Source organism: Novosphingobium rhizovicinum (genome assembly GCF_040813635.1).
Classification (GTDB): Bacteria; Pseudomonadota; Alphaproteobacteria; order Sphingomonadales; family Sphingomonadaceae; genus Novosphingobium; species Novosphingobium rhizovicinum.
Map to the genome: position 1 here is coordinate 360,822 of NZ_JBFNXR010000021.1, position 12,497 is coordinate 373,318.

Below are 12,497 nucleotides of genomic sequence, written 5' to 3' on the forward strand. Positions count from 1 at the left end.
TTGTTGGCCGAAGTTGCGCGGCGCAACATTGATCGAGGTCAATCCGCTGGCTCAATCGCGGATAAGCGCCCTCAGGGCTTCAATCCGGTCCGCCTCATGGGCCGGTTTGTCCGCGCGGATGCGATTGATGCGCGGGAAGCGCATCGCAACGCCGGACTTGTGGCGCTTGCTGGCGTGGATCGAATCGAACGCCACCTCCAGAACAAGCGTTCGCTCCGTCTCGCGCACCGGACCGAACCGGTTGACCGTGTGGTTACGAACATACTTGTCGAGCCATTTCAGCTCCTCGTCCGTGATGCCGGAGTAAGCCTTGCCCACCGGGAGAAGTTCAGCGCCTTGGTCGGGGTCTCCGTCCCAGCAGCCGAAGGTATAATCTGAATAGAACGAGCTGCGCCGCCCGTTACCCCGCTGGGCGTACATCATCACGCAGTCGACCAGCAGCGGATCGCGCTTCCACTTGTACCACAGCCCTGTGCGCCGTCCGGCGATGTAGGGCGAATCGCGCCGCTTGAGCATGACACCTTCGATCGCATCGTCACGCGTCCGCCCACGGATCTTCGCAAGATCCTCGAGCGTCCCGGCGTCGATCACCTGGCTCAAGTCGAAATGGTCCGGATCGAGCCGCGGCATCAGGGCTTCGAGCCGCTGACGGCGCTGCCCCCAGGGCAGCTCGCGCAAGTCCTCTCCATCCAGGATCAGCACGTCGTAAAGCCTGACAAACGCGGGGTACTCGGCAAGCATCTTCTTGCTCACAGTCTTGCGGCCAAGCCGCTGCTGAAGCGCATTGAAGCTAGCCGCGCCGCCTTCCTCGCCCCCCTGGTGCGAGCCGCGCACCAGCAGTTCGCCATCCAGCACAGCCGGAAACGGCAGTGAGGCGGCAACTTCGGGAAAGGTCCCTGAGATGTCGTCGCCAGAGCGCGAGTAGACCCGGGTCTCTCCGTTGCCGTCCGCATCTTCCGCGCGCACCAGCTGGACGCGGATGCCGTCCCATTTCCACTCCGCCGCGTAGTCGGCCATATCGACGATCGTTTCGTCGAGCGGATGGGCAAGCATGAAGGGACGGAACAGCGGGATGCCCTCGGAGGAGGGCGCCTCCTCACCATGTGCGGCCCACGCGAACAGCGGCTGATAGGGTGGGGTTTGACCGTGCCAGTGCTCCTCGACCTCTTCGACGGGAACGCCAAATGCTTGGGCGAACGCCGTCTTGGCCAAGCGTGCCGAAATGCCGATCCGCATCGCCCCGGTGGCCATTTTGAGCAGCGCATAACGCCCGTCGGAATCCAGCCGGTCGAGCAGCTCGGGAAGCGCAGTCATGACTGAAGCGCGCGTCATCCGCGAAAGGGCGTCCACCGCTTCGGAGACGGTAGGGGGCGTGGGGGCGGTGCCGGGTTCTGGCCAAAGCAGGCTCGCCGTCTCGGCACTGTCCCCCACGAAATCGCGGCTGAGTGCATAGAGGATCGGATCGACGCGCTCGCTCAGCAGGTTTCGGATCGTGGAGGACTTCACCGCCGGGAAGTCGAGCCCGCCGGTCAGCGCGGCCAAGGCCCAGCCCCTGTCCGGATCGGGCGTCTCTCGCAAGTAATCTGCCAGCAGCTTGAGCTTGGCGTTGCGGCTGCGCGTGTAGACCAGCGCGTCGAGGAGTGCGGCGAACGCCTCCATCAGTCGTCCTCATCTTCGTAGCCCACCAGCGCCAGCGCTTTGGCGCGGCGCTGGTGAAGCTGGCACCAGCGCAGCATGGCCTCCTCGCGCCCATGGGTAATCCATGTTTCGTATGGGTTCACGTCTTCTACGGTCTTGGTCAATTCATCCCAGTCTGCATGATCGGAGATGACAAGCGGCAGCTCCACCATGCGCTGGCGTGCCCGCTGCCGCACACGCATCCAGCCAGATGCCATCGCGGTGATCGGCTCGGGCAAACGGCGGCTCCAACGATCGTTGAGCGCCGAGGGCGGACAGACGACGATGTGGCCGGCGATCTCCTCCTTTTTGGCGTCGCTGACCAGCCGGAGGTCGCCCAAATCGACGCCGAAGCTCTCATAGAGCCTGCACATCCGCTCCATGGCTCCGTGCAGATAAATAGGCGCGCAGTGGCCTACGCGGCGAACCTCCGCGATCAGCCTCTGCGCCTTTCCCAGCGCGTAGGCTCCGACGAGAATGCAGCGGTCAGGATTGTCGGCAAGAGCCTTGAGCAACTTGGCGATTTCGTGCTCGATCGGCGGATGGCGGAACACCGGCAGGCCGAACGTCGCCTCAGTAATCAGCACATCGCAGGCGGTGACTTCGAAAGGCGGGCACGTGGGATCGGGGCGGCGTTTGTAGTCACCGGTGACGACGATTCGTTCACCGGCGTGCTCCAGCAGGATCTGCGCAGAACCCAGAACGTGACCGGCCGGCAGCCAGGTCGCGGTGACGCCACCTCTCAGCGGGACAGGCTCGCCGTAAACTGTGGCACGCGCACCATCCTGCGTTTGGTAGCGCAGCTTCATGATCGCCAGCGTCTCGGGCGTGGCCAGCGTTTCCCCATGGCCGCCGCGTGCATGGTCCGCATGCCCGTGAGTCACCAGTGCGCGGGGGACGGGGCGGGAGGGATCGATCCAGCAATCTGCGGGTACGACGTGGATCCCCCAAGGCTCGGGTCGGATCCAGGAGAAGTCGTGAGTCATGGATAGAAGAATGGGGCGGAACCGCTGCGGTTCCACCCCATCCTTGAGGGCATCAGGAGCAGGACGGGCTTACTCGTCCGAGCTCGCCTCTGACTCAGGGTCCGTCTCCGGCCCGCTGGGTTTCACTGGCGCCTTCTTCTTCTTGGCCTTCGTCAGCTTCGGCGGGGCCGGGGTCAGCTCAAAGGACAGCGTCTTGTCCTTGACCGAGACATGCACTTCACCGCCAGAGGCCAGCTTGCCGAACAGCAGTTCCTCGGCAAGCGGTTGCTTCACCTTTTCCTGGATGAGACGGCCCATCGGGCGTGCACCGTAGAGCTTGTCGTAGCCACGCTCGCCCAGCCATTCGCGCGCATCCGAGTCGAACTGGATGTGGACGTTCTGATCCGCCAGCTGCAGTTCCAGCTGGAGGATGAACTTGTCGACGACCCGGCTGATGGTGTCCTTGCCCAGGTAGGCGAAGGGCACGATCGCATCGAGACGGTTGCGGAACTCAGGGGTGAACATCTGCTTCACCGCCTCTTCGCCCGCGTCGGCCTTCGAAACATCGCCGAAGCCGATGCCCGAACGCGCCATGTCCGAAGCGCCCGCGTTCGTGGTCATGATCAGCACCACATTACGGAAATCGACCGTCTTGCCGTGGTGATCGGTGAGCCGCCCGTTGTCCATCACCTGCAGCAGGATGTTGAACAGGTCCGGGTGCGCCTTCTCGATTTCGTCGAGCAAGAGGACGCAGTGCGGATTCTGGTCGATCGCGTCGGTCAGCAGACCGCCCTGGTCGAACCCGACATAGCCCGGAGGCGCACCGATGAGGCGGCTGACCGAGTGGCGTTCCATGTACTCCGACATGTCAAAGCGCTTCAGCTCGATGCCCATGATGTTGGCGAGCTGGCGGGCGACTTCGGTCTTGCCGACGCCGGTTGGGCCGGAGAACAGGAACGAGCCGATCGGCTTATCCGGATCGCGCAGGCCTGCCCGGCTGAGCTTCATCGCCGTCGAGAGCACGCCGATCGCCTTGTCCTGGCCGAAGACTACACGCTTCAGATCGCGTTCGAGCGACTCGAGCGCCTTCTTGTCGTCCGAACTGACCGACTTGGGAGGGATGCGTGCCATTGTCGCGATCACCGCCTCGATCTCGCGCGCGGTGATGGTCTTCTTGCGGCGGCTGGGGGGCACCAGCATCTGCATCGCGCCAACTTCGTCGATCACGTCGATCGCCTTGTCCGGCAGCTTGCGGTCATTGATGTAACGAGCCGAGAGTTCGACGGCGGTCTTGATCGCGTCGGGCGTGTACTTGACCTTGTGGTGCTCCTCGAACGCGGTGCGCAGACCTCTGAGGATCTTGACGGTGTCCTCAACCGAAGGCTCGTTCACGTCGATCTTCTGGAAGCGCCGCAGCAGCGCGCGGTCCTTCTCGAAGTGATTGCGGAACTCCTTGTAGGTGGTGGAGCCGATGCACCGGATCGTGCCACCCGACAGCGCAGGCTTGAGCAGGTTGGAGGCGTCCATCGCGCCACCACTGGTCGCACCGGCACCGATCACGGTGTGGATCTCGTCGATGAACAGCACCGCGTGCGGCATCTTTTCCAGCTCGGATACGACCTGCTTCAGCCGCTCTTCGAAATCGCCGCGATAGCGCGTGCCCGCCAGCAGCGAGCCCATGTCGAGCGAGTAGATCACCGCTTCCTCGAGCACCTCGGGCACTTCACCCTCGACGATCTTGCGCGCGAGACCTTCGGCAATGGCGGTCTTGCCCACGCCCGGATCGCCCACGTAGAGCGGGTTGTTCTTGGAGCGGCGGCACAGGATCTGGATCGTCCGGTCGACTTCGGGACCGCGACCGATCAGCGGGTCCACCTTGCCCGAAAGCGCCTTCTCGTTGAGATTGACGGTGAACTGGTCGAGCGCGGAATCCTTCTTGTTTCCGCCCTTGGCCTCCGACTTGTCCTCTGCCTGAGGCTGCTGTTCTTCCGATCCCTTCGAATTGCGGTCTTCGATGCGGCGGCCGCCCTTGCCAATGCCATGGCTGATGTAGCTGACAGCATCCAGGCGGCTCATGTCTTGCTGCTGCAGGAAATAAACGGCGTAGCTGTCCCGCTCGGAAAAGAGCGCGACCAGCACGTTGGCACCCGTGACAGTGTCCTTGCCCGAAGACTGGACGTGCAGGATGGCGCGCTGGATGACCCGCTGGAAACCCGCAGTGGGGGCCGGATCGCCCTTCTCCTCGGTCTTCAGTGATTGATATTCCTGATCCAGGTACTGGCGCACGACATCGCCAAGATCGCCGAGGTCCACACCGCAAGCCTGCATGACTTGGGCGGCGTCGCTATCGTCGATCAGCGCCAGCAGGAGATGCTCGAGCGTGGCGTATTCATGGCTGCGGTCCGACGCATGCGACAGCGCAGAGTGCAGTGTCTTCTCAAGGCTTTGCGCGAAACTGGGCATTAGCGTTCTTTCATTGGATAGTATCGCGCTCCGGATCGGGATGTGGCCCGAGGGTCAGCGCTTGTTGCGACCAATATAGGATGCGGCATCACCGTTTCGAGATAACGCGCCCAACTCAAAGCTGTTTCGGCCTGAATAGGGATTCGGCGGCCCGCATGTGCGCGGCTGTCTTTTCCCTATGACTTTTGATCCGGTCGATCTCGGCTTGGAGCAAAGAAATGCGTGCGTCGAGTTCATCCAGCGAATAGCTTTCTAGGCTCTCGCTGGCGAGGAGGCTGGCGGCACCGAAGCTGCCTTCGGTCGACCGTCGCCGCGGTCGCTCGTCGTCGTCCATTGCGTTGCAGCATCGGACGGCTCGCCGCGACTGTCAACGGTTGAAAACACTTACCCAGCGGCACTCCGTTGTGGCAACACATCGCCATGCAGGACACGATTCCAGAGATGATGACCGCGATCGCCATCGAAGCGCCCGGGGGGCCTGACGTGCTGGTCCCCTGCGAGGTTCCGGTGCCTCGCCCCGGTCCCGGTGAGGTGCTGGTGAAAGTGGCATTTGCGGGTGTCAACCGACCGGACGTGCTGCAGCGGCAGGGACAATATCCCGCTCCGCCCGATGCTTCGCCGCTGCCGGGTCTGGAGATTTCGGGAACTGTGGTCAGCGTGGGGGCTGGCGTTGGCACTCTGCAAGACGGCGCTCGTGTTTGTGCCCTCGTGGCGGGAGGCGGTTATGCCGAATACTGCATCGCCGATGCGGGGCAGTGTCTTCCCGTTCCCGATTCGTTGCCTCTCGACCAGGCGGCAGCGCTTCCGGAGACGCTTTTCACCGTCTGGCACAACGTTTTCGATCGCGGCTGGGCCATCGATGGCGAGACGATGCTCGTTCACGGCGGGACCAGCGGGATCGGAACGATGGCGATCATGCTGGGCAAGCTGTTCGGCATGACCGTGATCGTAACCTGCGGCAGCGCCGCCAAGTGCAAGCGGGCGCGTGAGATCGGCGCGGACCATGCTATCAACTACAAGGAAAGTGACTTCGTCGCTGAAGTGGCGCGAATTACCGACGGTAAAGGCGTGAACCTTGTGCTCGACATGATTTCTGGCGACTACGTTCCGCGCAATCTGAAGTGCCTTGCGGAAGATGGCAGGCACGTGACCATCGCAGTTTTGGGCGGAGCCAAGGCGCACGTTAACATGGCCGCCGTGATGAGTCGCCGATACGTGCTCACCGGATCGACTCTGCGGCCGCGCCCGGCATCGTTCAAGCGATTGCTGGCACGTGAAATCGCGACAGAGGTCTGGCCTTCGGTCGAAAACGGCGAACTTCGGCCGGTGATGGATGCGTCTTTCCCTCTGACCCGGGCGGCCGATGCGCACCGCCGCATGGAGGCGGGCGATCACGTCGGCAAGATCGTCCTAGAGGTTTGAATGCGCACGGGCTGTGCTTTTCGCAAGGGACGCTGGATAAATGACTGCCCAATTGGATAGCCTGACCCTCCACGAGGATCCGCGTAGCGGCAATTGCTACAAGATCCGGCTGACGGCCGCTCTGCTGGGGCTGCCATTGCGGCGGCAGCAGTACGACATCATGAAGGGCGATACGCGCAGGCCGGAGTTTCTGCAGAACGTGAACGCCGATGGGCGCATTCCGGTTCTGCAGATCGGCGACCGTTTCCTGCCGGAGAGCAATGCCGCCTGCTGGTATCTTGCGGAAGGGTCGCCTCTGGTGCCGGCTGAGCGGTTCGACCGGGCCGATATGCTGCGATGGATGTTCTTCGAGCAGTATAACCACGAGCCGAACGTGGCCACTTTGCGGTTCTGGCTCCTGTTCGTCGGTGAGGCGAACCTCAGCCGCTTCCAGCGCGATCAGATCATGGCGAAGCGGGCCGGGGGCGAGGCGGCTCTTTCGATGATGAACGATCACCTTTCCAGCCGCGCCTGGTTTGTGGGTAACCAGCCGAGCCTGGCCGACATTGCGCTCTACCCCTACACGCACGTCTGCGAGGCAGGTGGTTTTCGCCTGCGGGACTATCCGGCAGTCTGCGCCTGGCTCAATCGGGTTTCAGGCCTGAAGGGCTATGTGCCGATGGATTGAGCGCGAAACGGGCACGGCGAGCCGCCGTGGACGCGGGGATGAGGCGACAAATGTCGCACTCTTGCTTGCCGAATCCGCAAGATCGGCCTAGATTATCCCGGTTAGGCCGCTCCGTGAGGGGCGGCCCTTATCGTTTTTACGCCTTCGATTACAGTTGATCGATCTCATCGGGACCAAGAGACATGAGCCAGCCCACACCGCTGATGCCGCACGCGACCGCCTCATGGCTGGTCGACAGCACCGGCCTCACCTTCGAGCAGATCGCCGAGTTCTGCGGTCTCCATATCCTTGAGGTCCAGGCCATGGCCGACGATCTTGCTTCGAGCAAGTACACCGGCCGTGATCCGGTGCGCTCGGGTGAGTTGACGATGGAGGAGATCGAGAAGGGCCAGGCTGACCCCTCGTACAAGCTCAAGATGCACAAGGCGCCCGTCACCGTCAGCCGCACGAAGGGTCCGCGTTACACCCCTGTGTCCAAGCGCCAGGACAAGCCCGACGGTATCGCTTGGATCCTGCGCCACCACCCCGAGGTATCGGACGCGCAGATCGGCAAGCTGATCGGCACCACGCGCAACACCATCGCCGCGATCCGCGATCGCAGCCACTGGAACATCGCGAATATCACGCCAAAGGATCCAGTGACACTCGGCCTGTGCTCGCAGCGTGAGCTGGACGCCATCGTTGCCAAGGCGGCGAAGAAGGCCGGGATCGAAGACGATGGGCGCGACGACGAGCGCCTGGGTGACGATCGCGAGGCGTTGATCGAAGAACTGCGCAAGGAGCGCGAAGACGCGGTTCGGGCCGCCGGAGAGGCTGCTCAGGAAGCCGAGGCGGCTGCCTGGCTCGAGGCGAAGCGCGCTGCAGAAGCGGAAGAAAGAAACCGCTAAGGCAAACGTAAAAACGGACGATCCAGCGCCGCGCCGGATCGTCCGTCATAGGGTGGGATGGGAGCCGAGCGGTAAGTTCGGCCCGAGCCTTACTCTGGCGCGGCGAGTATCAGCCTCGCTTCGTTACCGTCACGCCCGCGTGCAACTGCCTGGCTCTGTGCGTTGCGGGGCGTGAGGCGACCATCCAGCTGCGCGCCCTGCTCTATGGTGAGCGCATCATAGGTGATGTCGCCCCGGATGCGGGCCGACTGCAGGATGACGACTTCGCGTGCGCTCACTGAGCCTTCAACACGCCCGGCGATGCGAGCGGTCTCTGCATTGATCGCGCCCACCAGTTCACTGCTTTCCGCTTGAACAAGCGCGGTGCAGGCGATGTCACCCTGCACGCGGCCTTCGATATGAAGATCTGCCGTGGCGGTAATGTTGCCGGAGATGGAGGTGTCGCCTCCCAGAAGGGAGAAGGTGCCGCCGTTGATCGGGCGGTGGGTACCGAGTGGTTTAGGCATGGGGCTGAACTTCTTGAGCATGACGGGCGGCTTCCAGGAAGGGCCGTGGGTTGACGGGCTTGTCGTTGAGGCGGACCTCGAAGTGGAGGTGCGGACCAGTTGAGCGTCCGGTACTTCCCATTGTCGCGATGCGCGCCCCGGTTGCGACTTTCTGGCCTGTGCGCGCGGCGAAACCGGACAAGTGAGCGTAGCGCGTCATCAGACCATTGCCGTGGCTGATCTCGATGCAGTTCCCATAGCCTTGCTTCTCACCCACGAAGGTGATCGTGCCTTGGGCTGCAGCATAGATCGGGGAACCCATCGGGCCTGGGAAGTCGAGCCCGGCATGGAAGGCTGCGCTTCCATTGAACGGATCGGCTCGATAGCCAAAGCTGGAAGACACATAGGCAACGTTGGCAGGACGCGCCTGAGGCACGCTGGCGAGGCTGGATACGAGTGCATCCATGCGAGCCAGGCTGGTGCCGAGACGGCGGAACCGTGGGTCCAGAGAGCCGTCGCGCGCCGTCGCCAGCGGCAGCAGCGGACCGCCCTTTGCGCTATGCGAGCGGGCCGAGGCCAGGACGCTGGTCGGGCTAAGCCCAAGCTTGCGCATGGCGTCTGCCGCACGCGCGGAGCGGCTGTCGGCGTAGCGCGTCAGGCGATCCACAAACGCGAGTTGATCCGCTTCAAGGCGGGCGAGCGCAGCGGCTTCGGGGATCGCGGCGCTGATCTTGACGACCTCGCTCGCCCCTTCTTCGCTCTCTTGTGCTTCGAACCCAGCCGCTTCAGCGGGCAGATCACCCAGATGGGCTTCCACCATCCGCTGAATGAAATCCTGACGTTGAGCGAGATCGGAAGCAACGGATGTCAGCTCCCCGCGGTACGCCTGCACTCGGTCCTGAGCGCTGGAGACTTGAGCCTCCCGCTCGAGCAGGCGGGCCCGCTCACGACTGGCAGACCAGTGCGACGCCGTCAGGCTGAGCATGGTTCCAAACCAGGCGGCCAGCAGGAGGAAAAGCGCCAATGCGCCAAGTGCCTGCACTTTCGTCGAGATTTTGATGAATCGGACCTGCCCTTGAGACCGCATGAAGAGCTCGCGATCAGGGAAAATGGTCCGCAAGCGCGCTATGAGCGCGCTGGCGGTTACAGTATTCAAAGCGACCCCGCGTAATAGCAATTCTTCTGTTGGCCGGCGCCGTACCAATGAGAGCTTACCAAGGCGAATCCGCCTGTCCTGCCTTGATGCGGAATCCCGCTGAGCTGAGCGTATAGCGGGTTAAGTCGCTAAAATCACGGGAACTCTCTGCAATCGTCGGCCGCTGCGGCGCTGAGGAGGGGCGGCTCGTCGCACGTGGCGCGGTGACACGCCGGCCGCGTGGTGTTACTCGATGCGCATGAATATGGAGAGCCCCGTTGCGGAGTCGCCCGAGGTCCTGGTTGAGCGCCTTGCGCAGGCAGGGCGTAGTGCTCAGCGTGCCCTTGCCCTCATGTCCGATGTGCAGAAAGCGAAGGCGCTGAAAGCTGCGGCCGCCGCTCTGCGGGATGACGAGCCATCGATCCTGGCGGCAAATGCGAAGGATCTCGCCGCAGGTGAAGCCAAAGGCCTGTCGGGCGCGATGCTGGATCGGCTGAAGCTGGATTCGCAGCGGATTGCCGCGATTGCTGACGCGATCGACCAGGTTGCAGGGCTCGCCGATCCCGTTGGCGAGGTGATCGACCGGCGTGAGCGACCCAACGGACTCGTGCTTTCGCGCGTGCGGATCCCCATCGGCGTGATCGGGATTATCTATGAAAGCCGCCCGAACGTGACCGCCGACGCTGCCGCTTTGTGCTTGCGGTCCGGCAATGCGGTTCTGCTGAGAGGTGGCAGCGAGGCGCTCCATTCCAACCGCGCGATCCATGCGGCCATGGTGCGTGGCCTGGAGAGCGCGGGCGTGCCCTCTGCGGCAGTGCAGCTTGTGCCGACCCAATCACGCGAAGTCGTGGGCGCCATGCTCACAGCCGCTGGGCTGATCGACATGATCGTGCCGCGCGGCGGGAAGAGTCTGGTCGCGCGTGTTCAGGCAGATGCCCGCGTGCCGGTGCTGGCCCATCTTGACGGCATCTGCCACACTTACGTTCACGGATCCGCCGATCCCGATATGGCTCGCGCGATCGCTCGCAACGCCAAGATGCGGCGCACGGGGATCTGCGGAGCCATGGAGACACTGCTGCTCGACGCCAAGTTTCCTGCCAGCGTTGCTCTTGTGCGCGATCTGCTCGACACTGGCTGTGAGCTGCGCGGCGACGCGCGTTCAAGAGCCTTGGATGCCCGCATTGTCCCGGCAAGCGAAGAGGATTGGGATACCGAATACCTCGACGCGATCCTCTCTGTGGCGGTTGTCGATGGTTTGGATGCCGCGCTGGAGCATATCGCTACCCATTCTTCCCATCACACCGATGCTATCGTCACCAGCGACGACGCCGTTGCTGAGCGCTTCCTTGCTGAAGTCGACAGCGCGATCGTGATGGTGAACGCCTCAAGCCAGTTCGCTGATGGCGGCGAATTCGGCCTTGGTGCGGAGATCGGGATTGCTACTGGTCGACTCCACGCGCGTGGGCCCGTCGCTCTGGAGGGGCTGACAACGTACAAGTGGCTGGTGCGCGGAACGGGACAGACCCGGCCCTGAGTGCCAGTTCTTGGCGGCAGAATCTGATCTCGGGACGCGCGGACCTGTTGCGACGGGGCTTTTGGGCGGCAGTTTCAATCCGGCTCATGGCGGGCACCGTCGAATCTCTCTGATGGTGGCGGAGTCGCTGGGGCTTACGGAAGTCTGGTGGCTGGTCTCGCCGGGAAACCCGCTCAAGCCGCGCGAAGGGATGGCTCCACTGGCGAGACGTTTTGCTTCCGCCGCTCTTCAGGCGCGGCGCGCGCCCATTCGTGTCTCAGCGATCGAGCGCGAGTTTGGCACAAATTACACCAGCCAGACTCTGCTTCGGCTGGTCCGACGCTACCCCAAACGCCGATTCGTGTGGATCATGGGGGCAGACAATCTCGCCCAGTTCCACCGCTGGCGCGACTGGCGGAGGATCGCGCGACTCATGCCGATTGCGGTTGTTGCCCGTCCGGGCTATGATCGGGCTGCCTTCGCGAGCCCCGCGATGGCCTGGCTGAGCCGCTACCGGAAGCGCCCCGCCAGCTTGCAACTCCGGGAAACGTGGAGCGCCCCGGCGCTGGTGACCTTGCGTTTCGATCCTGACCCGCGTTCGGCTACGGCGCTCCGCCTTGCTGATCCGGACTGGCCCGACCGTTTGTCGGACAGGAGCTTGCGTGACCAGATCACGCATCGCCCTATCCCCGGACACCTTGCGTGAGCGGGCAGGTTGCACCGAACGGACGCAACCCCCACTTCAAACCTTATGCGCACTGCAATTCCACACGGGAGCTGTCGAGATTCGCTCGGCTGCTGTTGCGTGACACCAAAGACAGGAGCTGACTGCCCTTAAAATGCCACAGGCACACGTACAGCCGGTCCACACCGGCACCACGAACCCGGTCATCGCCGGGACGGACGATCCGCTTCTAGCCATCGTCCTGCAATCGCTCGACGACGACCAGGCCCAGGATGTCGTTACCATCGACCTCGAGGGCAAATCGAGCATTGCCGATTACATGGTTATCGCTTCCGGCCGTTCCAGCCGGCAAGTTGCCGCAATCGCGCAGAAACTTGCCGAGCGGGTGAAGCATGCCGGTCACGGCAACTCGCGAATCGAGGGACTCCCCGCCGCCGACTGGGTTCTTGTGGACGCAGGCGGAGTGGTCGTTCATCTGTTTCGCCCGGAAGTGCGTACCTTCTACAATCTGGAACGCATGTGGGGCTTTGGCGAGGGTAGCGCCGGCGCGGCCTGACCGGGTTGAGTTGACGCCAGGCGTAGTGGGCGCCTGGCCGTG

12 protein-coding genes are annotated in these 12,497 nt (G+C 63.3%); 6 read left to right on the forward strand and 6 right to left on the reverse strand.

Annotated elements, in window-relative coordinates; genetic code table 11:
* Window positions 1–51: 51 nt before the first annotated feature.
* The 4 genes from ABUH87_RS06490 to ABUH87_RS06505 all read right to left on the reverse strand — a co-directional run bounded on the left by ABUH87_RS06490 (window position 52) and on the right by ABUH87_RS06505 (window position 5,439).
* Window positions 52–1,659, reverse strand: a complete 1,608-nt coding sequence (locus tag ABUH87_RS06490) for a cisplatin damage response ATP-dependent DNA ligase (protein WP_367771433.1) — start codon at window positions 1,657–1,659, stop codon at window positions 52–54.
* Window positions 1,659–2,663: a ligase-associated DNA damage response exonuclease gene (locus ABUH87_RS06495; protein ID WP_367772164.1), complete on the reverse strand. Its 1,005-nt coding sequence runs from the start codon at window positions 2,661–2,663 to the stop codon at window positions 1,659–1,661. Before ABUH87_RS06495 ends, ABUH87_RS06490 begins: the two co-directional genes overlap by 1 nt.
* 69 nt (window positions 2,664–2,732) lie before the next feature.
* Window positions 2,733–5,105 carry an ATP-dependent Clp protease ATP-binding subunit ClpA gene (gene clpA / locus ABUH87_RS06500; RefSeq protein ID WP_367771436.1) on the reverse strand — a complete coding sequence of 791 codons (2,373 nt, stop codon included), beginning with the start codon at window positions 5,103–5,105 and terminating at the stop codon, window positions 2,733–2,735.
* Between the two features lie 115 nt (window positions 5,106–5,220).
* Entirely contained in the window at window positions 5,221–5,439 is a 219-nt protein-coding gene (locus ABUH87_RS06505; RefSeq protein ID WP_367771443.1) for a DUF1192 domain-containing protein, read from the reverse strand.
* A gap of 86 nt (window positions 5,440–5,525) precedes the next feature.
* Between ABUH87_RS06505 and ABUH87_RS06510 the strand changes: the two genes are divergently transcribed.
* The 3 genes from ABUH87_RS06510 (at window position 5,526) to ABUH87_RS06520 (ending at window position 8,081) form a co-directional block, all read left to right on the forward strand.
* A complete protein-coding gene (locus tag ABUH87_RS06510; protein WP_367771446.1) occupies window positions 5,526–6,527 on the forward strand; it encodes an NAD(P)H-quinone oxidoreductase in 1,002 nt (333 codons plus the stop codon).
* A gap of 40 nt (window positions 6,528–6,567) precedes the next feature.
* Window positions 6,568–7,194: a glutathione S-transferase family protein gene (locus ABUH87_RS06515; protein ID WP_367771449.1), complete on the forward strand. Its 627-nt coding sequence runs from the start codon at window positions 6,568–6,570 to the stop codon at window positions 7,192–7,194.
* Window positions 7,195–7,376: 182 nt separating this feature from the next.
* Window positions 7,377–8,081 carry a DUF1013 domain-containing protein gene (locus ABUH87_RS06520; protein ID WP_367771453.1) on the forward strand — a complete coding sequence of 235 codons (705 nt, stop codon included), beginning with the start codon at window positions 7,377–7,379 and terminating at the stop codon, window positions 8,079–8,081.
* An 89-nt stretch (window positions 8,082–8,170) separates the two neighbouring features.
* On the opposite strand, the gene ABUH87_RS06525 is transcribed toward ABUH87_RS06520, so the two are convergent.
* Both ABUH87_RS06525 and ABUH87_RS06530 read right to left on the reverse strand, forming a co-directional pair.
* Window positions 8,171–8,587, reverse strand: coding sequence for a bactofilin family protein (locus tag ABUH87_RS06525; protein WP_367771456.1), 417 nt, complete (start codon window positions 8,585–8,587; stop codon window positions 8,171–8,173).
* On the reverse strand, window positions 8,580–9,653 hold the full coding sequence (locus ABUH87_RS06530) for a M23 family metallopeptidase (protein ID WP_367771458.1): 1,074 nt from the start codon (window positions 9,651–9,653) through the stop codon (window positions 8,580–8,582). The genes ABUH87_RS06525 and ABUH87_RS06530 overlap by 8 nt, the downstream gene beginning before the upstream one ends.
* Before the next feature lie 301 nt (window positions 9,654–9,954).
* On the opposite strand from ABUH87_RS06530, the gene ABUH87_RS06535 reads away from it, so the two are divergent.
* From ABUH87_RS06535 to rsfS, 3 genes are all read left to right on the forward strand, one after another.
* Window positions 9,955–11,235 carry a glutamate-5-semialdehyde dehydrogenase gene (locus tag ABUH87_RS06535; protein WP_419956671.1) on the forward strand — a complete coding sequence of 427 codons (1,281 nt, stop codon included), beginning with the start codon at window positions 9,955–9,957 and terminating at the stop codon, window positions 11,233–11,235.
* A gap of 10 nt (window positions 11,236–11,245) precedes the next feature.
* Entirely contained in the window at window positions 11,246–11,920 is a 675-nt protein-coding gene (locus ABUH87_RS06540) for a nicotinate-nucleotide adenylyltransferase (protein ID WP_367771461.1), read from the forward strand.
* Between the two features lie 133 nt (window positions 11,921–12,053).
* Window positions 12,054–12,455 (forward strand): ribosome silencing factor, encoded by a 402-nt coding sequence (gene rsfS / locus ABUH87_RS06545; RefSeq protein ID WP_367771464.1) that lies wholly within the window; start codon window positions 12,054–12,056, stop codon window positions 12,453–12,455.
* Window positions 12,456–12,497 lie beyond the last annotated feature (42 nt).